Genomic DNA, 20,322 nt, shown 5'->3' with positions numbered 1-20,322 from the left:
GGATATAAATTCACCACTACCATATCAATCGGATCAATCCTTAACTTTTTCAACTCCTTAAGATGTTGTCGGTTATTTTTTTCTGCCAAAATTCCCCCCATTATTTTCGGGTGCAAAGTTTTTACCCGGCCGCCTAAAATTTCCGGAAAACCGGTCACTTGAGCCACTTCCCTCACTTTAAAGCCCTTAGATTTTAAATATTTCGCCGTTCCGCCGGTAGAAATTAATTTCAATTTATACTTCCGGCTTAATTGATCCACTAATTTTATTAGCCCGGTTTTGTCGTAAACGCTGATCAAAACTGTCAATGCTTGAAACATCTTATTCCTGTAAAAATCATGCTGATTTTTTTCTGATTAGCTAAATCAATTGTTTCCTGGTCCCTGATTGAACCGCCCGACTGAATAATCGCTTTTACTCCGGCTTTAATTAACACCCCTGGACCGTCGCTAAACGGGAAAAAAGCGTCCGAAGCCGCCACTGCACCGATTACGCTTCCCGGCCAGGCCTTACTTACTGCCAACTGACAGCAGCGAACCCGGTCCTGCTGACCAACGCCGTTAGCCACTAATTGTTGATCTTTCACCAAAGCAATGGTGTTGGACTTTGACACGCGGCAAATTTCCCAAGCCATCAGCATATCCTGAACTTGTTGCGGGGTAGGCTGAACTTTAGTCACTACCCGCCAATCTTTTTTCTGTAGCTTATAAATATCCCGCTCTTGCTCCAAAAGCCCTCCCCGGATTTCCCGCCGGTCCAAAGCCTTATTCGGCACGGGAACGGATAAAGCCGGATTAACTAAAATTCGCAAATCTTTTTTCCGGCTCATTATTTTTAAAGCTTCGGTTGATATTGCCGGACAAAGCAGGATTTCAAAAAAGCGTTTGTCTGCCAACATTAATTCCGCTAATTTGTCATCCACCGGCCGATTAATTGCTACAATTCCACCAAAAGCCGCTAAACTATCCCCTTCCCAAGCTTGTAAAAATATTTTGTCTAGCTTTTCTCCCCGGCTGGCGCCGCAAGGATTAGTGTGCTTGATAATTACACATGCCGCTTGAGTTTGGCCGATAAAACTCAAAGCCGTCACTGCCGCATCCATATCCAAGTAATTATTAAAAGACAGTTCTTTCCCCTGCAACTTTTTAAACTTAAACCAAGCCAGCGGATCACTTGTCACTATTTTTTTTATCCACCCTTGCTGATGGGGATTTTCTCCGTAACGTAATTTGATTTTTTTCATACGCTTAAAATCCTTTTCGCCGCTAAAGCCGCATTGCCCGGATCAATTACCGTCATCACCGGCACTTGAGATGGCATCTGTAAACTGGAATGAATATTAATCAAATAATCGTGTCTATCCTTAAACGGCGGACAGGCAATCACCGGCAGTTGACAGTTAGCCGCCACGAAACCGGACAAAGCGTTACTCCGACCGGCCACTGTAATCATCACCACTTTATTTCCAAACAAACTGTATTGTTTAATTAATTGAAGTACAGCTAACGGCTGTTTATGGGCCGAAGCGTAATAAGTTCTAAACCTTAGTTTTAAGTTTTTTAATTCTGTTTCGATCTTCGTTACAAACTCTTTATCCTTCACACTGCCGCTGATAATCACCACCTGGTCAGTTAAAATGGCCAAATTATTTTTAATCCTCATACTGATATCCCCTTTTGCTCTGACCAATTTTTCACCGGTAATTTTCTCATAAATTTGCTGGTAACGCTGGCTGATTTTCTGCTTAAAAGCCGCCGGCATTTTCGGTGGCTGGCCGTCACCATAATAATTCCTCTGGTTATACCACAACCGAAAAAACTCTTTATCAAAATTTTCCGGCTCTAACCCTTTCTTCATTCTTTTCTCATAGCTCTTTTTAATCCAAAAGCGGGAGGAATCCGGCGTATGAATTTCATCAATTAAAGTCAGTTTTCCCTTGTCATCACCAAACTCGTACTTGGTATCCACTAAAATTAAACCGGCTTTGTCGCAGATTTCTGACCCCCTTTTAAATAAAGCTAAAGCCGCTTTTTCCATTTCTTCATAAACTTTACGGCTGATAATTTTTCTTTTGATGATCTCGGCTTTACTAATCTGCTCATCGTGCCCGCCGACACCTGTCCCTCTCGTTGTCGGCGTAATTACCGGCTTGGCCAGCTTTTGATTTTTCTTTAAACCGTCAGGAAATTTCATACCATAAAGCAGTCTTTTACCTTGAAAGTAATTGTACCAGAGTGAAGTATGAGTCACCCCGCTGATATACCCCCTCACCACCATCTCCACCGGATATGCCTGACAATTTTTGGCAACCAAAACATTTGGATCCGGCACAGCTAATAAATGATTGGGAATAATATCTTTGGTTTTATCAAACCAAAATGCCGCCAGTTGATTTAATACCTGGCCCTTATCTTCAATTAAACCTAAGACCCTGTCAAAAGCCGAAATTCTGTCAGTCGTGATTAAAATTCTTTTATTGCCAACCACATAAAAATCTCTCACTTTCCCCTGATATCTTTTGCCAAAACCGGTTAAATTAATTTCTTTTAATACTGCCATAAACCTTCTTTAATAATCACTTTTTTTGATCCACGTTCTAACCAACCAAGTCTAACTAGCCCAACGTTGTATTTCCGGCAAATTGTCCGCATTTTTTCTTCCTGATTTAACGGCGCTATCAAGATTATTCCTACACCCATATTCCAAGTTTCGTAAGCCTCCTTATTGCTCACTTTCCCCCATTTTTGTAAAGCGGTTAAAATCTTCGGTGGTTGCGGTAAATTATCAATTACATAGGTAAACGGTTTTTTGGCACGAGACACTTTTCTAAAAGCGCTGCCGGAAATATGGCTGATGTAATGAATTTCCAATTGATCAATCATTTCTAAAACCGGCCGCACATAAATTCTGGTAGGTGTTAGCAGTTCTTCACCCGCGGTTTGCCTGCCAAAGGCGGTGAAATATCCTTGCGGTAACTTCTCCGCTATCTTCCTGGCCAGACTTAAACCGTTGGTATGAATGCCGCTGGAGCTTAAACCAAAAATCGCGTCACCAGCAGTTAAATTCTGGCCAAAAATCGCCTTTTTTTTCGGCCGGATAATGCCGATCGCCGAACCGGTAATGCTCGAAGCATTTTTTTTAATTACATCCGTCATTGTGGGCGACTCGCCGCAGGGAATGGTAATTCTGGCCTCTTCACAGCCTTTTTTTAATCCTTTTAATAAACCACTAACAAAATCAACCTCCAGAAATTTTTGGTAATAGCCCACCGCCACTTCATCGGATAAAGCCAACGGCGTCGCCCCTAAACAAATTAAATCATTCACATTCGACGCAATTAAATCAATTCCTAAACCGGAATAAAGATTAATAATTCTTTGTTTCGGCCATTTCTTTTTTCTGGCCATTTCCGCCATCGTTTCCGCAATCAAACTTTTAGTTCCCACTCCGTCAGTTTTGAAAGCTAAATAAAAATCTTCTTTCAAAAAATCCAGTAAGGCGGCCGGTTCACCTAAAGACTCCGGTACCAACCTGATCTTACTTGCCAATAAATTTTTACCCGATGATTTTACCAAGCCAATAATCCCTTTTTTAAAAGCGTCTTTTTTAGCTAATCCTTCAATATCCGCGTATTTCATCTTAAACCACCATATAATCCATTTTAGTTGCTAGAAAAATCTTATCAAAATTCTCTATTAACTCTGCTCCGTCTGCCGTTACTCTCATAATTGTATGAAAAGAAACCATTGGCAAATTTGGTGTTTTTAGATCAGTTAATCTTGGTTCAAGCGTAAAACAATCTCCCGGCTTAAAAACATAATCTGTTTTTCCATTAAAAAACACTCTTTTCTGGCTAATTAAGTCGCCGGCCGCTTGCCAGTTATCACTTTTAATCACGGCTAATTCTGTTTCTGAATAAGGGTCTAAAGTCCCGGGAATGCTATGGCCAATATTCGTTCCCACTATGTCTGTGCTGCTGCGGACATTGTTAGTTAAATTAACTGCTGAAAAAATATGGATTGCCTTGTTATAAACCTCACTTACCTTTAAGCCGGATCTTATTTCCCCAACAATCTGCTGATTAACTAAATAAACTCTTTTAAAATGGTTTATTATTTCCTTATCTTTCCCGGCATAGACTGTCAGTCCAAAGTCGCCGATAATGCCGGTTTCCTTATCTACCGGCGAAGCAAAAATATAAGCAAGACCGGTTTTGATATTAAATTTAATATTCGCCTGTGGCCAAATTCCCTCTTTCCTTAAAGTATCATAATTTAGTCTTCCTGGATTATTCTCATTGCCTATCAAAACTCCGCAGCCTTCCGGGGGCGGGCAATACCAACCACTAGGAAACAATCTTTCACTTTTTCTTAATTCCTCCATCCATAAATCTTTTAACTGCCTTTCGGAAAAACTTTTTCCCCAAATCTGTCTAATCACTTTCAATAAAGCTTCACTAGCAGTTGCTCTTGTTTTTTCACAGACTTTGTCAAGCATATTATCTAAAATAGTTTACTCCGTTTTGGAAGATTTTTAAGCCCGGGCCGAATTTAGGCAATGATTTTCCCTGCCGCAGCAATCTTTCTTTGGAAAGCGGCCAATCCGGCAATTGGGTAAAAAATTGCGCCCTTTCCGGATGCGGCATCAAACCCAAAATCCTCCCTGATTCATCGGTTATTCCGGCAATATCCTGCATCGCTCCGTTAGGATTGGTATTATTAATATATTTTAAGGCTGCTTTTACTTTAATTTTTGTGTAAAACCTGCCTTCACCGTGCGCTACCGGCAAACTTAATTTTTTAATTCCTTTTAACCACGGAGTTTTTCCTCCCACTTTCAAATCCACCCAAGTATCTACCAGTCTGCCCGTCTGATTCCACCTTAAGGCCACTCGCCCAAATACTCCAAGATAAACCAAAATTTGAAAACCATTACAAATCCCTAAAATTAATTTCTTTTGTTTAATAAATTCTTGTAATTGCGGCCACAGGTGATTACGCAACCGATTGGCCATGGCATTGCCGGAAGCGGTGTCGTCGCCGTAAGAAAAACCGCCCGGTAAGACCAAAATTTGATAATTGGCTAATTTTTTATCTTTGGCAATTAAGTCATTAATATGAACAATTTCCGCCTGACCGCCAACTTGGTTAAAACCAAAAGCGGTCTCCTCTTCACAGTTAAGCCCGTACCCGGATAAAATTAAAATTTTAACTTTCGACATCAGAAATTTTTAAATCTTAATTTATAAGCCTGCAATGCTCTCGCTACCGACACCTTTACAAAATCACCGATTAATATTTGTGGCTGATGAGTCACTTTCCCAACTAGCTGATAAAAATTACCATCCATGATTTTTTCAAACATTAATTTATTTTTGGGATTAATAGTTACTACCACCCCCCCGCTGCTTTCGGAAAACAAACTATAACCGTCATTGGTTAACTTAATTTTCAGGCCCAAATCACTGGCCATCGCGCTTTTGGTTAACGCTATTCCCAATCCGCCGCGGTTAATGCTGATACTCGATGCCACTAATCTCCTATGAATTGCTGTTGCTAAGGCTTGATACAACCTCTTATTTTTGTCTGTCTCCACTTTAGGCAAATTATTGCCGACATATCCCCTCATCTTAAAATATTCCGACCCGCCCAACTCATTTTTAGTTTCCCCTAAAATATAAATTAAATCTCCCGGGAATTTAAAATCAATCGAAACCGCTTTCGTAATATCATCAATTATTCCGATGCTGGAAATGAGCAATGTTGGCAATATCGAAATCTTTACGGACTGACCATTTTTATCAAAACCACTAAAATCATTAAACATACTGTCTTTACCGGAAATAAAGGGTGTTTGATAAATAACCGCTACATCATAACAAGCCTCCACTGCCCGCTTTAGCTCTCCCTGTTTTTGCGCTTCGTCACTGCTGCACCAGCAAAAATTATCGAGAAGCGCAATTTTGTCAAAATTTGCGCCCACACTAACTGCATTTCTGACCGCCGCATCAATCGCATTCCCTGCCATTTGGTAAGGATCAATTAAACTTAATCTTGGATTAATTCCCGCTGACAACACTACTCCTTTTGACGAACTTAAAATCGGTCTGACCACCACGGCTTCAGCGTTAATTTTACCTTTGCCCTGCAACGGTTTAATCACCGAACCGCCTTGCACTTCATGGTCATACTGCCGGCTGATAAATTCAAAACTACTCAAGTTAGGCTGTCTCAGCATTTTTAAAAGTGTCTGTGTTAAATCTTTCTTTGCCACTAATTTCGGCTCTTTAAATTTATTTTTTACATAAACTGGGTTAAGTTGTTTCTTTGGCCAACCGTCATGCAACCACTTAATATCTAAATCCATAATTTTTTTACCTTGATATTTCACTATCCCTCTACTGGAATTCGTAAACCTGCCAATCACTGTCGCTTCCACGCCTCTTTTTTCCATCAATTTTTTAAATTTTCGCCATTTATTTTTGGGAACGGCCAAAGTCATTCTTTCCTGCGATTCGGAAATCCAAATTTGCCACGGCGCCAACCCCGAATATTTCACCGGCACCTTAGTTAACTCCACTTCAAAACCATTAGTTTCTTTAGCCATCTCCGCCACACTGCAGGACAAACCACCGGCCCCATTGTCAGTAATACTGTTATATAGATTCTGATCCCGGGCTTCTTTCACCAACGCATCGCTTAATTTTTTTTGAGTAATCGGATCGCCGATTTGCACTGCTGAAGCCGGGCTGCCGCGATTCAAACTCTCAGAAGAAAAAGTCGCTCCGTGAATTCCGTCTAACCCCACCCGGCCACCCACCATCACGATGTAATCGTCCACTTTCGCTTTTTTTTGATACAGCCATCTCTTGCCTTTTTTTTTGGGTATCACTCCGACTGTTCCCACAAACACCAACGGTTTCCCCCGGTAACTATCATCAAAATATAACCAGCCTAATGGCGTGGGAATCCCCGAGCAGTTGCCGCCACTATTTACCCCTTTTACCACTCCGTCAAAAATCCTCCTCGCTGACAAAAGTGGCCGGGTTAATTTTTGATCACGGTAAAATTGTCTCTTATCATCTGGCTCAGCTAAACAAAATCCATATATATTTGCTACTGGTTTTGCCCCTAAACCAAAGCCAATTGTGTCCCGATTCACCCCGACGATGCCGGTAATCGCTCCTCCAAAAGGATCTAATGCCGATGGGCTGTTGTGAGTTTCTACTTTATGCGTCACCAGCCAATCTTTATCCAGCTCAATTGCTCCAGAGTTATCCGTAAAAACAGAGACGCAAAAACGTTTATTAATTTTGTCCGTGGCCGCTTTGATATATTTTTTAAATAAATCTTTAAAAATTTTATGCTGGCAGTGCTCCGACCAAGTTTGGGCAATCGCTTCCAACTCAATATCGGTTGGTAATCGTTCTTCTTGCCGAAAATATTCTCTAATAGTTCTTAGTTCATTCAAATCTAAAGCTAATGGTCCCCTATTTTTAATTCCTTGTTTCCCTAAAATTTCCAGCTGATTATCACTAACCTCCAGATTAACTTTTTCCACAGTTTTTTTACCAGATAATTTCACTCTTGGTGTTTCTTGCCGCTGATTAATGGTTACTTTTTGGATTAAAGGATTAGCGGAAATTTCCTCAAGCTTCTTTTTATTAAAAATTAGTTGAGAGGTATAAACTCTCTCCCTGTTGGTAAATTTTATTTTTAATAAATCGCTGATAATTTCCTGACTAGTCGTGGCCACATTATCCGTCACGCCCGGCAAAAAACTAATTTCTGCCCACCATTTAGATCTTTTTAACAACCCCAATTTATCAACTTCAAACTCCTGAATCACCGGATTAATTAATCTTTCCCCGACTTTCTGGCAATCCTTTGCGCTCAAATTTTTATCAATTTTATACACTTGCACCAAAACCTGGTTTTGTTTATCAATCACAAAAATTTGCCTAACCATGGATTAACCCTTTCTGTCCAATATCCTTACGAAAATATCTATTTTTAAACTTAATTTTTTTAACTTGAGCATAGGCAGCTTTGAGTGCCCCCCTTAAACTTTTTGCTTTACCAATCACACATACTACTCTTCCCCCACTGGTTACCACTTGACCGTTAACTAACTTCGTGCCGGATTGAAATATCGCTGAATTTTTCTTTAAGCCGTAAATCGGATAGCCGGTTTTATACTCGCCGGGATAACCTTGGGAAGCTATCACCACTCCCACCGCAAACCCTTTTTGAAACTCTATTTTTTCTTTTGCTAATTTTCCTGCCACTACGCCTAGCATCAACTTAACTAAATCAGATTTTAGTAAAACCATCTGTGGCTGAGTTTCCGGGTCGCCGAAGCGACAGTTAAATTCCAGCACTTTAGGGCCGACCTTTGTTAACATTAAACCGGCATATAGAACTCCCTGGTATGGCCGACTAATTTGATTCATCCCCAAAATCACCTTTTTTAAAATTTTATCGTTAATTTGATTAATTAAAGTCCGACTCACCATTGGCGTTGGCGCATAAGCGCCCATACCGCCGGTATTTGGTCCTTGGTCATGATCACCGATGGCTTTATGATCCTGTGCCGCTAACAACGGCAAAATTGTCTTACCGTCTGTCAAACAAATTATAGACACTTCCTGACCGATCAAGCATTCTTCAATTACCACTCTTTTAGTTAAGGCTTTTTCGGCTTCTTGGTAATTTTTCGCCACCACTACTCCCTTACCGGCCGCCAACCCATCCGCCTTAACGACAATTGGGAAACTGACTGTTTTTAAATAATTCCTGGCTTTAATTAAATTATTAAAAGCTTTAAATTTAGCGGTGGGAATTTTTAACCGCTGCAGCAGTTTTTTGGCAAAAATCTTTGAGCCTTCTAAACAAGCCGCTTTTTTCGTCGGACCAAATATTTTTAAACCATTTTTTTTAAATAAATCCGCAATCCCTAAAACCAGTGGCGCTTCCGGACCCACCACCGTTAGATCAATTTTTTCTTTTATGGCAAATTTAAGTAGACCCCGTAAATCATCAATTTTAATCTCCACATTTTCTCCGAGAGTCGCTGTCCCAGCATTTCCCGGCGCAATAAAAATCTTTTTTACCAACGGCGATTGTTTAATTTTCCACGCCAAAGCGTGTTCTCGGCCACCAGCTCCCACAATTAAAATTTTTAGTACTTGCATATGGAAATTAAAGACTCCACATAAATTTTATTTTCTTTTTTCTTTAATCGTTTATAAAGCGATTGTACGGTATCGCCAGGTTTTATCGGTTCAAAACATCGCGTTAAAACCTTTCCAAAATCAAACTGCTCACTCAACCAATGTACTGACGATCCGGCATAAGTCGCTTTTTTATTTAAAAAATTCTCAATCGCCTTTTCTGCCAATTTTCCCCTGTTCCATAAGCCGACCGTCCCGTCAGGATTGATTACTTGACCATCCAGTTTATTTGGGATTAAACCCGGGTGGATATTAAAAATTTTGTTAGGAAAAGCCTTAATTAATTCATTCGGGATAATTTTCTTCCAACCTGCCAAACAAACATAATCTACTGAAAATTTATTTTTTAATATTTCTACTAAGTTATCTTTTACTTTAATTATTTGAATTGGTATATTATGTTGTTTAGCGTGCTTTAAACCCAAGGCTTTATCCGTATCACCCACCACCACCATAATTTTTGCTTTCAATTTTTTAGTTTTTATCGCTTTGATAATTGCCTTTAAGTTTGTACCTGTGCCGGTATTCGAAATTAAAACCGCTAAATTCTTCATTGTAAATTTTCTACCAAATTTGCCAATAAATTAACTACTGTTAATGGCCCAATCCCGCCGGTTGGTGGAGTAATTAGGCTGGCTTTCTTTTTTACGTTGGTAAAATCCACATCACCACCGGCGGCATCAATTACTACCGCTCCTGGTTTAACTTTTTCTTCAGTGATAATTTTAGGGTATCCGGCCGCCCCAATTACCACATCTGCTTCTTTCATTAATCGATCGGCCTGACAACAACCGGATCCCAATAGAATCACCGCCATCCCTTTATCCCGTAATAAAAGCGCCAAAGGCTTACCTAAAATTTCTGACGATCCCAAAATCACAACTGTTTTCCCCATTAACTCCTTTTCCTTAAAAGCCATTAATAAAACCTGCCAAACTGCCATCACTGTCGCCGGATAATATTTAGATTTACCGATAACAATTTTTCCTAAAGTCTGAGGCTTTAAAGCATCAACATCTACTCCTTCTGGGATCAAATCCGTCATCGCTAACCACCACGCTTTAAAATCTTCTTTTGTCTTAAAATACTTTCTTCCTAGCTCTTGACCGGGTTTTTGCACAATTAAACCAGCTAACGGCTCTTTCCTGATTTCCCGCATTAATTCTATTGCTCCTCGACTATCGGCTAACGAAAATATTTCTTGCTGAAAAACCAAACCGATTCTCCCCGCCGCTTCCCGTTTAAGTTTGGTGTATAAAAGCCCCTTAACGTCTTCTTTAGCCACCAGGCTCACTAAAACTGCTTTTCTCCCCTTTAACTTCACTTTTAACTCCTGCTCTTTTTTTAGAGCCATTTGTTTTCCATCAATAATCAATGTCATATTCTCTATTTTACCGGATAATCACTATTAAAACAGCCTGTGCAAAACTGGCAATCAGTTTTTCCGATCGCTTGTTTTAAGCCGGATAAAGATAGATAACCCAAACTATCCGCTCCTAATTTAGTTTTAATTTTCTTTAAATCATGCTTACTGGCAATCAATTCAGCATATTTGGAAACATCAATCCCCAAAAAACAAACATTTTTAAATGGTGGGCTGGCAATACGCAGATGGACCTGGCGAGCGCCGGCTTTTTTTAAAAGACTAACCAACTGGGCAATTGTTGTTCCCCGGACAATCGAATCATCCACCACCACTACCCTTTTCCCTTTTAAAATTTCTTTTAAAGGATTAAATTTTAAGCTGACTCCTAAATCCCTAATCCGCTGGCTGGGTTGAATAAACGTCCGGCCTACATAACGGCTTTTTATCAAACCTTCCTGAAACGGCAAACCGCTTTGCCGACCATAACCCAACGCCGCCGAAGTCCCTGAATCCGGAACACTCATCACAAAGTCAGCTTTAACCGGATATTCCTTAGCCAAAATCCTGCCCGCCATAAATCTGGCACTGTATACCAATCGTCCATTCATTGTGCTGTCGGGTCGGGAAAAATAAACATATTCAAAAATACAAAACCCGGTTTTTTGATTTTTAACCTGATAAAAACTCTCCAGGCCTTTTTTAGAAATTTCCATCATCTCTCCCGGACGAACTTCTCTAACCACTCGACCCCCAATGGATTCAATCGCCACTGATTCTGAAGCCGCCAACCAAGCTTGACCGTTAATCCTGCCGATGACTAACGGCCGAATCCCCCACTGATCCCGAATCATATAAAGTTTATCTTTGGTAATCATCACCAAAGAAAAAGCGCCTTTAATCAACTCGATTCCTTTAATAATTTTTTCTCTTAGAGTTTTTCCCGGCATAGCAATAATAAGTCTTAAAATTAACTCTGAGTCCAGTTCACTGTTTAAAGCGTGGCCTTTTTTTAATAAGTATTTTTTTAATTCTTTGTAGTTGACCAAATTGCCGTTGTGTGCCAAAGCCAAATCACCAAACTGAGAATTTAATACCACCGGCTGCGCATTTTTTAAAATCGATGAGCCTTCAGTTGAATAACGGGTATGACCAATTCCTAACTTTCCCTTAAGTTTTTTAATCATACCTTCTTTAAACACCTGATTCACCAAGCCCATCCCTCGATAACAGCTAACTGTTTTATAGTCCGCTGTGGCAATTCCGGCCGATTCCTGACCCCGATGCTGCAGGGCAATCAGTCCATAAAAAATCAGCCTGGCCACGTCTTCTTGGGGAGCAAAAATTCCGAAAATTCCACACGCTTCATGCATTCTTCCAGTCCTAACTCACTTTATCGTCTTACCCTTTAACTTGTCAAGCCTTAATTTTTTCATCTTTAACTTGATGGCCTTGGGCTTCATTTTGTTTTCTTAACTCATCCGCCTCTTGCCATTTTTTTTCTTGCCTTAATTTTTCTCTTAAATTAATTAATTTTTTAATTTCTTCCGACATCTTTTGCCCTTTTGCCCTAATGCCCTTTTGCCCTAAATTCAACCCTAAAACTTTGTCCCATTCTTGGATCAAGGCTAACTTATTTCCGCTAGCAATAGGACTTTTTACCATCTCCCATACCACTGCTAGCGCTTGCGGTAAATTTAAATCATTTTCAATCGCTGTTTTAAATTGATTATTAAATTTATTATCAAAGTTAACTTTCGGCTCATCTACCCACTCGCTAATTAATGCTTTTAATTTTTTGTAAGCCTCTTGCGCCCCATCCAACGCCTTCCAGGTAAAATTCATTTTTGTCCGGTAATGACCGGTTAAAAATAAATACCGTAACGCCAACGGCTCGTAACCTTTATCTATCAAGTCTTTCACCCGATAAAAGTTACCCAAACTTTTACTCATCTTGGCTCCATCAATGTCCAAAAAATTACTATGAAACCAATAGCGGACAAATTGTTTGCCGGTAGCCGCTTCGCTTTGAGCGATCTCGTTGGTGTGGTGCACCGGAATGTGGTCTACTCCGCCAGTATGAATATCCAAAGTCTCTCCTAAATATTTCATGCTCATTGCCGAACACTCAATGTGCCACCCCGGGAAGCCAATCCCCCATGGGCTTTCCCACTCCATTTGACGCTGGGCTTGCCCTGATCCGTCGGCTGACGGAGAAGGGGAAAATTTCCACAAAGCAAAATCAGTTGGATGTTTTTTCTGTCTTTTTTCCACCCGCCAACCCACCTGTAACCCTTTAATATCTATCCGTCCTAATCGACCATAATCCGCTAACTTACTGGTGTCAAAATAAATTCCGTCATCGGTTTTATAAACAAAGCCTTTTTGCTCCAAAGTTTTTATTAGGTTAATCATCGTCGGAATATGTTGTGTCGCCGGAGTAATAATATCCGGCTTTAAAATATTTAAGCCCACACACATCTGCCAAAAATCATCGGTGTAATATTTAGCAATTTCTTGGGCAGTTTTATTTTCCAGCCTCGCCTTTTTTTCTACCTTGTCCTCGCCCGTGTCTGCCTGGCTGGTTAAATGCCCCACGTCAGTAATATTCATCACCACTTTGACTTGATAACCAAACCACCTTAATGTTCTCACCAAAACATCCGAATTAGTATAAGTCCGGGCATGGCCAAGATGAGCATAGTCATATACTGTTGGTCCACAAATATACATTCCAACTTTAGGTGGATTTAGCGGCTTAAACTCTTCTATTTTACGGAACAATGTATTGTAGATTTTTAACATAATTTATCCGCTGACCCCCCGGGTTATTTCTCCCGTTCCCATGCCCTGTTTACTTGTCAACGGCAGTTTTTTCTTCATTGTCTCCTTCTTTTTCTTCATTTTATCCCAAAAACTTTCCGGATTTTCGTGTTGCTCTTTATCATATCCGGTCGCCGCCACCACATATTTACGCGGTGTTGCTGCTTGTCTTTTTCTGATCATTTTAATTTCATTTTGAATTTCTTCGTAAGCCTGCCTAGATTGTTTTTTATCCACTTCCGCCAATCTTCTAATCTGTTCAGCCCGGGTTTTTTCTTCAGAATCATCAGTTTTCTGTTGATGTGTTTTCGTCGCTGATATCTTCTCCGGTTGAACAACTTTTGCTCCGGCCTTCACTGTTTGTTTGACAGTTTCCAATAGTTCCCCAAAGACATCGCCGCTAACACTGTTCCCTTTGGGCATATACTATTTATTGTAATCTTTGTTCTCTTCCATGTCTTGCTCAATCAATTTTCTTAAATACACGGCCCTGGGTAATTTCCTATGCTTGGCAATCCAATTTAGATAATTACCGATCGTCGGTGAAATAAAGAAGTTAAATCTCGTATCAATTTTTTCCCCTGCATATTCTACCGCATTTTTCAAAACATCTTTCAAAGAACTCAAAGAATATTCCACCACTTGTAACTTTTCATTTTGAATTCCTAACAAAAAATACGGTTTTCTTTTTTCTGCGTGTAAGGCAATGACCGGTTTTCCCAAGTCCAGTGCCAAATTGGCAATATAACCTGTTGCCAAACTATGCAAAGAAGTTTCTAAAACAATCAAATCCGCCTCTTTAATTATTTTCACGGTTTTTTTATAATTCTCAATTCTTTCCTCTTCCGTACTCAATGAAAATTCTTTCGGTTCAACTTTTTTAATAAAATCCGACAAATGAACACAACCTAATTTTTCTAAAAGTTCGTAGATCCTCTGGTAGTTTTGATTCAGGTCTTTCTTTTTTCCTCTGGGGCTGGCGGTGAAAAAAACTTTCATAATTACATCCCTCTTCGGCCTTCAAACGCCCGACTTAAAGTCTGCTCGTCTGCGTATTCTAAATCTGCCCCGATCGGCAATCCCCGGCCCAATCTGGTAATTTGTAAACCTTTATAATGTACCTGCCCGCCCTTTGGCGGGGACATTTGTTTGGCTATATACATGGCGGTCGCTTCCCCTTCCATATTTGGGTTAGTCGCCAGGATAACTTCCGTTATTTTATCATCTTTCACTCTTTTCAACAGTTCCCGGATGCGCAACTCTTCCGGCCCGATATTATTTAAGGGGGAAATCGCCCCGCCTAAAACATGGTATAAACCATTGTAAAAACCGCCTTTTTCAATCGCCAAAATATCCAATGGTTGCTCCACCACGCAAATCTTTGTCTGGTCCCGGCTCCGATCCAAACAAATTTCACAAACATCTTTTTCGCCCACATTAAAACACACCGGACATTCCTTGGTATCCTTTTTTAATAGGTAAATTGCCTGACTGAATTTATCCAGCTCTGCTTGCGGATTATGGAGTAAATAAAAAGTCAGTCTTTGCGCCGTTTTTGGTCCGATTCCCGGCAGTTTCTCCAAAGCTTCAATCATCCTATTTATAGCTCTTGCGATCTTCATAGCGCCAGTATATCATACAATTTATGAGTTCTTTGCCTTATATTCATCTGATCGCTGACTACGGCACCGGCGATCTGTCCTTTGCCGAAGTCATTCAAAGGTTTAAATTTCTTCTACCCGATGTGGAACTTTACCCGCTCTCCACTCCGCCGTTTTCCACCTTAAACACCGGCTTTTTTATTGCCCAGTTGGCTGTTTATAATCCCAGCCACAATCTCTTTATTTACTCTAATACTGCCCCCAGAAAAGACGACCACAAAAAACGGGAGGCCAATGCCGGTGAATTGTTTAAATATGCCCGTCTTAAAAACAACGCTCAAATCTGCGCTGTTGATGCCGGCTGGTGTTTTAGTTTCGTTAAAGATGAAATTGTCAAATTCCGTCTTATCAAAACCCAAAATCATGGTTCCCAGTTCCGCTCCCGTGACTTTTATCCCTACGCCGCCGCCGGTATTATCAAAGGCAAAACCAATCAATATTTAGGTAAACCGGTCACGGTTGACAGTATTCCGGCCATCCCGGAAAACCGCATCAGCCACATCGATCCCTACGGCAACATTAAAACCACCACCCGCCGCTCACAGATCAAACTAACGGCCGGCGCCAAAATCCGCATGGTCATTAATCATATTTATCAAACCGGTATTTATGCCAACGGCAATTTTGAAGTAAAATCCGGCGATATGGCCTTTGCTCCCGGCAGTTCCGGCGGCGACGATCCGTTTATGGAAATATTTTTACGCTCCGGCAATGCTTCCCGCCAATTCTTAAATCCCCCGGTGGAAACCAAGTTTCGAATCGAAAAAATCTAACTCTATTCTCCTAATGGACTTTGGCCTTTTAATAAACCGCTTAAACCGCCGCTCATTTCTGCTAATTTTTTGGCCGCCATCTCCTGTGATTTTTTAATGGCTTTGTTAATCAATTCTAAAACCCTCTCGTTAGTTAAACCGTCAATTTCCAATAATTTTAATTTTTGGTCACCGCTGATCACAATTTTAATGTTGTCTTCGTTAATCTCAATTTCTTCCTGGGCTAGTTGCTTCTGGATCGCCATCGCCTGGTCGCGCATCTTTTTTAAGTTGGCTAATTGTTTGACTTTATCAAACACTTTAATTCACCCCCTTCGTAAAAATTTCTTCTATTTTTTCTGATTCTGTTTTGACTATCGATCGGGATTTTCTCTCTCCTAAATAATATTTTACCGTTACCGGGTAGGCTAACACTTTGGCAATCGTCTCCTCAATTATTTGCCGGTAGCGGTCCAACTCCAACTGCTCTTTGTGAAATTTATAAAAAACCTGAATGTTTAAACATTTGCCGTCAAAACCTGCCGGTTTCGTCGCTTTTAGCAAGGCCTCCAAACTATGATTATGCGGCCGCACTGCTTCCAAAACTTGCCCCCACTTTTCCAACACCGTCTCCAGGCTTAATTTTCCTAATTTATTAACTAATGGTTTTTGTCCCGACTTTTCAGTCGTGGATCCTCGATCTTCGGATCGGGACTCTTCCAACTCCGCTATCATTAATTCTATCGCTAGGCTTTCAATCACCGCCCCTTTCATTTCCTTACCGACCTGCAGCAGCTTGACAATTAATTTTTTTAATTTTTCCAAATCATCAATTGCCGGAATCTCCTCAGCCTCTACGCTTATTCCCAAACGTCTCAGCAAAATCTCCCGCAGCCGGTCTAAAGCTGTCACGATAAATTGCCTAACGTCCAATCCCTCATTTAACGCTTTGTTAAACCAATCTAATGCCTTGGCTTTTTCCCCATGATAAACCATTACCAACCAATCATCTAAGTCTTGTCCGGCTAACCCTTTTTCCAACACTTCTGCTACCCGTTTAGAACTGATCGTTTTCCCAGTTTGGGTTAATTCTTCTAAAATTTTCACCGCATCCCGGAAACTACCATCGCTGTTTTTAGCAATTTTCCCCACGTCTTCCGGCCTGATTTTTATCCCTTCCCCTTTGATTGCCCGTTCCAAAGAACGGACAATTTCTGAGGTTGTTGCCTTGTTAAACTTAACCTGAAAGCAACGCGACACAATTGTTGCCGGCAGTCTATTTATTTCTGTCGTGCATAAAATAAACTTGGCGTGCGCCGGCGGCTCCTCTAAGGTTTTTAACAGCGCGTTAAACGCCTCGGCCGTCAGCATGTGCGCTTCGTCAATAATATAAATTTTGTATTTTGCTTGAGCAGGCGACAGCTTAATTTTCTCCCGTAAATCGCGGATGTCGTCAATTCCCCGGTTCGAAGCCGCGTCGATTTCAATTAAATCTAAAGATCTGCCCGAACCGAACAACTGACAACTATTGCACTTGTTGCACGGCTCTGCTCCTTTGCGTGACAAACAGTTAACCACTTTCGCTAAAATTCTGGCGCTGGAAGTCTTGCCCGTGCCTTTTGGCCCGCTGAATAACCAAGCATGGGGAATATTTTTTGATGCCAGGACTTCCCCTAAGGTTTTCCGGACTGACTCCAGATCCAGTTCTTTAATTTTTTGCGGCCGGTATTTTAAATATAAAGTCATTTATGATGAACCCCCAACAAATGTAGCATAGCGTGCTTAATTAAAAAAGCGACACTATGGCCTTTTTTCTTTGCCTGTTGGCGGCAAATCACAATATCGCCCAGGCGGATAATTTTATCCGGCCCGGCTTGCATATTTTCTAAGGGAAACGACAAAACATCCGTCGGCTGATTAATCTTTCGATACTTAAAATTTAACTTTTTAATTTCCACCTCATCAACAAAAGAAACTTCCGCCACTACTTTCATAGCTCTTGTTTCACTATTTGGGCCACCAATTTCCCCTCCGCTTTGCCTTTAACCTTGGCCATTACCGTTCTCATCGCCTGGCCAAAATCGGTTCCTAACTCGCCTTTTTTCTTCATCGCTTTAACTAATTCCCCCAACTCTTTTTCACCCATCATTGCCGGCAAATATTCATTGATAATTTTAATTTCAGCCGCTTCTTTTTGAGCCAATTCCGGCCGTTTACCTTGGTTATAAAGCGCAATTGCTTCGTGTCGCTTTTTTACCTCTTTTTGCAGCAAGGCGATTATTTCCGCTTCATCCAACTCTCGGCCTTTGGCGATTTTTTCATTATTCACCGCCGCCAAAGCCAGCCGCAAAACCGACACCCGCAAGGCATCTTTTTTCAGCATCGCCGCTGTTAAGCTTTTGGTTATTGTCGCTGTCGTAAGCATCTGAGTTTTTTTCGGCGTTTTTTTAACCGTTTAAATTCGGACATTTTTTCTTTTTTAATCATTGAGGGTTTTTTATAAAACTCTCGGTCTTTCAATTCCGTTAACAATTGGTCCTGCAAAACTTTCTTTTTGAAATTCCGGATTAACTGGTCAGTTGAATCACCTGGCTGCGCCTTGACGATGATGGACATTGTCGTTTAAAACACCCCCTTTTCCGCCAACTGGCGGATTGATATTCTTTATTATCTCGATAATTTCTTTTAAACTTAAACGGCTCGGTTTAACATTTTTGTTATGCCGCGAGCCATTAGAAATTATATGCCGACTGGAATGAAAAAACCAGTCCGCTTGGCTATCCGCTTTTTTTAGTTCGTCATAAACTTCACCTAGATCTAGGTCTTTCTTTGGCTGTGACTTAATTGACACAAACCCCGTCTCCGTTTCTTTGCGCACTACTAAATTAAAACCCAGTTTGTGGGCCAATTTAATGTCAAAAATAATCTGCGTTTCTACCCCCAAACTCCGGCCCCATTTTGATTTAAATTTAATTCCCTTGGCGATTTCTTTTTCCGATTCAATTTTCTGCCTTAAGCCGAATAAAACCGCGTCCAGAAGCGCCATCCCCTGATAAACTAATTCCGTATCGTTTAACTTGCCTGATAACTTAAAATTATCCAGTAAATATTGCAGGAAAAACTCATAACGGTCATCGCTGGGTTTTTCCCAATAAAAATCTTCAAACTGGTCCGCTTGAGTCACAATCTCAATTAACCTTTCTAAAGCACTTTGATATTTTAAACTAATCTTTTTTTGGCTCTTTAAATAATTAAAGACGAGCTTAGCCGCACAAGTTCTTTCATTGTCTTGGTGATGGTCAAATCTGCCCATGCCCGTATCCACATGAATTAGCGTCGGATCAGAGTCCACTGCTTGGTTTTGATAAGTTTTTCCGGCCGGAACAAACTCCAGTTTGGCGGTTTTTAAATCATCATCAAACCGCTGCAACAACCACACGCTGGCAATCGCATCCAAATCCGGAAAAATGTGGGTAACAATCAATTTGTCTGGCACCGCTTGATTACCTCCCCCAAATCCAAAAGTTCTGTCTTGTTAGAATCTCTTTTTTTCCACTCTAATTTTACTTGCCCTGAGCTTTGTCGAAGGGTTTTTTCCGACACCACCAATCTAACCGGTATCCCGATTAAGTCCGCATCCGCGAAGTAAATTAATTAAGTGCGCTTGATATGGCGCTACCGCTTTTGGCCAAATCATTCCCTTATCATCATGATTAACTTCCACTAACGCCCCCATTACTCTGGTTGGCCCGATGCCGTAACTGCCGAACCAAACCGGTTTTTTCTCGCCTTTTTTATCAGTGTAAAACATGCCCATTTTTTGGGCATACCAGGTTCCTAAAGGGAAAATGTTGCCCACTTCGATCGCCCTGGCTTTAATAATTTTTCCCTTCTTGCAATCCGGGCATTTACCCCCTTCTTTCCCTTTAAAAATCTCCTGGTTTTGTGACCAGTCACAACTATCGCAGTAATAAATCGTGTCTTCTCCCCCCTCGCTTAAAACCTGAAACTCATGGGTATTTTTGTCAGTAAACACGCCCCCGGCCGCTTCCGTTACCTTAATCATAAAACCTAATCTCGTAAAAATTTTCCCATACGCTTTTTTAACTTTTTCGTAATAATCCATTAAATCTTTTTCATCCGTATGGGCGCTGTACAAATCCTTCATCATAAACTCCCGGCCTCTTAAAATCCCTGACCTGGCCCGGGCTTCGTTTCTGAATTTGGTCGAAAAGTGATAAACCGCTACCGGTAAATCTTTGTAGCTCACAATATTTTTTCGCAGTAAATCCATCACAATTTCCTCATGGGTAAACGATAAAACATACTCGCGTTCCCGCTTGTCTTTCAGTTTGTACATAATCTCGTCTGCCTTCTCCCAGCGCCCGGTTTCATTCCAAAGTTCCTTAGGGTGCAATAACGGCATTAACATCTCCTGCCCGTTAACCGCATTCATTTCCTCTCTTATAATCTGATTAATCTTGGTCACCA

Annotated in this window: 22 protein-coding genes; 1 reads left to right on the top strand and 21 read right to left on the bottom strand. The window is 40.8% G+C overall.

Going from position 1 to position 20,322, the window contains the following annotated elements; all coding sequences use genetic code 11:
- From purH to recR, 15 genes are all read right to left on the bottom strand, one after another.
- Positions 1-320, bottom strand: a 320-nt coding sequence (gene purH, locus NTZ93_04890) for a bifunctional phosphoribosylaminoimidazolecarboxamide formyltransferase/IMP cyclohydrolase (protein ID MCX6817174.1), incomplete at its 3' end; no start/stop codon positions are given.
- Entirely contained in the window at positions 305-1,243 is a 939-nt protein-coding gene (locus NTZ93_04885; protein MCX6817173.1) for a hypothetical protein, read from the bottom strand. The genes NTZ93_04885 and purH, both read right to left, overlap by 16 nt.
- The gene (locus NTZ93_04880; GenBank protein ID MCX6817172.1) at positions 1,240-2,559 is read right to left on the bottom strand and encodes a phosphoribosylaminoimidazolesuccinocarboxamide synthase; all 1,320 of its coding nucleotides are present in this window, start codon (positions 2,557-2,559) and stop codon (positions 1,240-1,242) included. The genes NTZ93_04885 and NTZ93_04880 overlap by 4 nt, the downstream gene beginning before the upstream one ends.
- Entirely contained in the window at positions 2,547-3,638 is a 1,092-nt protein-coding gene (locus tag NTZ93_04875; protein MCX6817171.1) for a phosphoribosylformylglycinamidine cyclo-ligase, read from the bottom strand. Before NTZ93_04875 ends, NTZ93_04880 begins: the two co-directional genes overlap by 13 nt.
- Before the next feature lies 1 nt (position 3,639).
- On the bottom strand, positions 3,640-4,497 hold the full coding sequence (locus tag NTZ93_04870) for a M24 family metallopeptidase (protein MCX6817170.1): 858 nt from the start codon (positions 4,495-4,497) through the stop codon (positions 3,640-3,642).
- A gap of 1 nt (position 4,498) precedes the next feature.
- Positions 4,499-5,221, bottom strand: coding sequence for a phosphoribosylformylglycinamidine synthase subunit PurQ (locus NTZ93_04865; GenBank protein ID MCX6817169.1), 723 nt, complete (start codon positions 5,219-5,221; stop codon positions 4,499-4,501).
- On the bottom strand, positions 5,221-7,968 hold the full coding sequence (purL, locus tag NTZ93_04860; protein ID MCX6817168.1) for a phosphoribosylformylglycinamidine synthase subunit PurL: 2,748 nt from the start codon (positions 7,966-7,968) through the stop codon (positions 5,221-5,223). Before purL ends, NTZ93_04865 begins: the two co-directional genes overlap by 1 nt.
- Positions 7,961-9,193: a phosphoribosylamine--glycine ligase gene (purD, locus tag NTZ93_04855; GenBank protein MCX6817167.1), complete on the bottom strand. Its 1,233-nt coding sequence runs from the start codon at positions 9,191-9,193 to the stop codon at positions 7,961-7,963. The genes purL and purD overlap by 8 nt, the downstream gene beginning before the upstream one ends.
- Positions 9,181-9,786, bottom strand: a complete 606-nt coding sequence (locus tag NTZ93_04850) for a formyltransferase family protein (GenBank protein ID MCX6817166.1) — start codon at positions 9,784-9,786, stop codon at positions 9,181-9,183. The genes purD and NTZ93_04850 overlap by 13 nt, the downstream gene beginning before the upstream one ends.
- Positions 9,783-10,613 carry a bifunctional 5,10-methylenetetrahydrofolate dehydrogenase/5,10-methenyltetrahydrofolate cyclohydrolase gene (locus tag NTZ93_04845; GenBank protein ID MCX6817165.1) on the bottom strand — a complete coding sequence of 277 codons (831 nt, stop codon included), beginning with the start codon at positions 10,611-10,613 and terminating at the stop codon, positions 9,783-9,785. Before NTZ93_04845 ends, NTZ93_04850 begins: the two co-directional genes overlap by 4 nt.
- Before the next feature lie 5 nt (positions 10,614-10,618).
- A complete protein-coding gene (gene purF / locus NTZ93_04840) occupies positions 10,619-11,968 on the bottom strand; it encodes an amidophosphoribosyltransferase (GenBank protein MCX6817164.1) in 1,350 nt (449 codons plus the stop codon).
- A 43-nt stretch (positions 11,969-12,011) separates the two neighbouring features.
- Positions 12,012-13,400: a cysteine--tRNA ligase gene (gene cysS, locus NTZ93_04835; protein ID MCX6817163.1), complete on the bottom strand. Its 1,389-nt coding sequence runs from the start codon at positions 13,398-13,400 to the stop codon at positions 12,012-12,014.
- A 3-nt stretch (positions 13,401-13,403) separates the two neighbouring features.
- Positions 13,404-13,841, bottom strand: coding sequence for a hypothetical protein (locus tag NTZ93_04830; protein ID MCX6817162.1), 438 nt, complete (start codon positions 13,839-13,841; stop codon positions 13,404-13,406).
- Positions 13,842-13,844: 3 nt separating this feature from the next.
- Positions 13,845-14,417 carry a hypothetical protein gene (locus tag NTZ93_04825; protein ID MCX6817161.1) on the bottom strand — a complete coding sequence of 191 codons (573 nt, stop codon included), beginning with the start codon at positions 14,415-14,417 and terminating at the stop codon, positions 13,845-13,847.
- 2 nt (positions 14,418-14,419) lie between these two features.
- Positions 14,420-15,040: a recombination mediator RecR gene (recR, locus tag NTZ93_04820; protein MCX6817160.1), complete on the bottom strand. Its 621-nt coding sequence runs from the start codon at positions 15,038-15,040 to the stop codon at positions 14,420-14,422.
- 23 nt (positions 15,041-15,063) lie between these two features.
- Between recR and NTZ93_04815 the strand changes: the two genes are divergently transcribed.
- Positions 15,064-15,852: an SAM-dependent chlorinase/fluorinase gene (locus NTZ93_04815; GenBank protein ID MCX6817159.1), complete on the top strand. Its 789-nt coding sequence runs from the start codon at positions 15,064-15,066 to the stop codon at positions 15,850-15,852.
- Positions 15,853-15,854: 2 nt separating this feature from the next.
- Here the strand turns inward: NTZ93_04815 and NTZ93_04810 are convergent, their stop codons facing one another.
- The 6 genes from NTZ93_04810 to NTZ93_04785 all read right to left on the bottom strand — a co-directional run.
- Positions 15,855-16,151, bottom strand: a complete 297-nt coding sequence (locus tag NTZ93_04810; protein MCX6817158.1) for a YbaB/EbfC family nucleoid-associated protein — start codon at positions 16,149-16,151, stop codon at positions 15,855-15,857.
- A 1-nt stretch (position 16,152) separates the two neighbouring features.
- The gene (gene dnaX / locus NTZ93_04805) at positions 16,153-17,577 is read right to left on the bottom strand and encodes a DNA polymerase III subunit gamma/tau (protein ID MCX6817157.1); all 1,425 of its coding nucleotides are present in this window, start codon (positions 17,575-17,577) and stop codon (positions 16,153-16,155) included.
- Complete coding sequence (ybeY, locus tag NTZ93_04800) at positions 17,574-17,825, bottom strand: rRNA maturation RNase YbeY (GenBank protein ID MCX6817156.1); 252 nt, start codon at positions 17,823-17,825, stop codon at positions 17,574-17,576. The genes dnaX and ybeY overlap by 4 nt, the downstream gene beginning before the upstream one ends.
- Positions 17,822-18,256 carry a GatB/YqeY domain-containing protein gene (locus NTZ93_04795; protein MCX6817155.1) on the bottom strand — a complete coding sequence of 145 codons (435 nt, stop codon included), beginning with the start codon at positions 18,254-18,256 and terminating at the stop codon, positions 17,822-17,824. Before NTZ93_04795 ends, ybeY begins: the two co-directional genes overlap by 4 nt.
- 159 nt (positions 18,257-18,415) lie before the next feature.
- Positions 18,416-19,327 (bottom strand): DHH family phosphoesterase, encoded by a 912-nt coding sequence (locus NTZ93_04790; protein ID MCX6817154.1) that lies wholly within the window; start codon positions 19,325-19,327, stop codon positions 18,416-18,418.
- Positions 19,328-19,441: 114 nt separating this feature from the next.
- Positions 19,442-20,322 (bottom strand): hypothetical protein (locus NTZ93_04785; protein ID MCX6817153.1); only part of this gene is annotated, 881 nt, incomplete at its 5' end.

This window comes from Candidatus Beckwithbacteria bacterium (assembly GCA_026397255.1).
GTDB lineage: Bacteria > Patescibacteriota > Microgenomatia > UBA1400 > CG1-02-47-37 > JAPLVF01.
This window is presented reverse-complemented; position numbering and strand designations above follow the sequence as displayed.

What these genes read in the sequence shown, in the direction of transcription:
- NTZ93_04815 (MCX6817159.1), top strand. Translation starts at nt 15,064, where the DNA reads ATGAGTTCTTTGCCTTATATTCATCTGATCGCTGACTACGGCACCGGC.
- NTZ93_04870 (MCX6817170.1), bottom strand. Translation starts at nt 4,497, where the DNA reads ATGCTTGACAAAGTCTGTGAAAAAACAAGAGCAACTGCTAGTGAAGCT.
- ybeY (MCX6817156.1), bottom strand. Translation starts at nt 17,825, where the DNA reads ATGAAAGTAGTGGCGGAAGTTTCTTTTGTTGATGAGGTGGAAATTAAA.
- NTZ93_04825 (MCX6817161.1), bottom strand. Translation starts at nt 14,417, where the DNA reads ATGAAAGTTTTTTTCACCGCCAGCCCCAGAGGAAAAAAGAAAGACCTG.
- recR (MCX6817160.1), bottom strand. Translation starts at nt 15,040, where the DNA reads ATGAAGATCGCAAGAGCTATAAATAGGATGATTGAAGCTTTGGAGAAA.
- dnaX (MCX6817157.1), bottom strand. Translation starts at nt 17,577, where the DNA reads ATGACTTTATATTTAAAATACCGGCCGCAAAAAATTAAAGAACTGGAT.
- cysS (MCX6817163.1), bottom strand. Translation starts at nt 13,400, where the DNA reads ATGTTAAAAATCTACAATACATTGTTCCGTAAAATAGAAGAGTTTAAG.
- NTZ93_04875 (MCX6817171.1), bottom strand. Translation starts at nt 3,638, where the DNA reads ATGAAATACGCGGATATTGAAGGATTAGCTAAAAAAGACGCTTTTAAA.
- NTZ93_04795 (MCX6817155.1), bottom strand. Translation starts at nt 18,256, where the DNA reads ATGCTTACGACAGCGACAATAACCAAAAGCTTAACAGCGGCGATGCTG.
- purL (MCX6817168.1), bottom strand. Translation starts at nt 7,968, where the DNA reads ATGGTTAGGCAAATTTTTGTGATTGATAAACAAAACCAGGTTTTGGTG.
- NTZ93_04865 (MCX6817169.1), bottom strand. Translation starts at nt 5,221, where the DNA reads ATGTCGAAAGTTAAAATTTTAATTTTATCCGGGTACGGGCTTAACTGT.
- NTZ93_04885 (MCX6817173.1), bottom strand. Translation starts at nt 1,243, where the DNA reads ATGAAAAAAATCAAATTACGTTACGGAGAAAATCCCCATCAGCAAGGG.
- NTZ93_04830 (MCX6817162.1), bottom strand. Translation starts at nt 13,841, where the DNA reads ATGCCCAAAGGGAACAGTGTTAGCGGCGATGTCTTTGGGGAACTATTG.
- NTZ93_04880 (MCX6817172.1), bottom strand. Translation starts at nt 2,559, where the DNA reads ATGGCAGTATTAAAAGAAATTAATTTAACCGGTTTTGGCAAAAGATAT.
- purD (MCX6817167.1), bottom strand. Translation starts at nt 9,193, where the DNA reads ATGCAAGTACTAAAAATTTTAATTGTGGGAGCTGGTGGCCGAGAACAC.
- NTZ93_04850 (MCX6817166.1), bottom strand. Translation starts at nt 9,786, where the DNA reads ATGAAGAATTTAGCGGTTTTAATTTCGAATACCGGCACAGGTACAAAC.
- NTZ93_04845 (MCX6817165.1), bottom strand. Translation starts at nt 10,613, where the DNA reads ATGACATTGATTATTGATGGAAAACAAATGGCTCTAAAAAAAGAGCAG.
- purF (MCX6817164.1), bottom strand. Translation starts at nt 11,968, where the DNA reads ATGCATGAAGCGTGTGGAATTTTCGGAATTTTTGCTCCCCAAGAAGAC.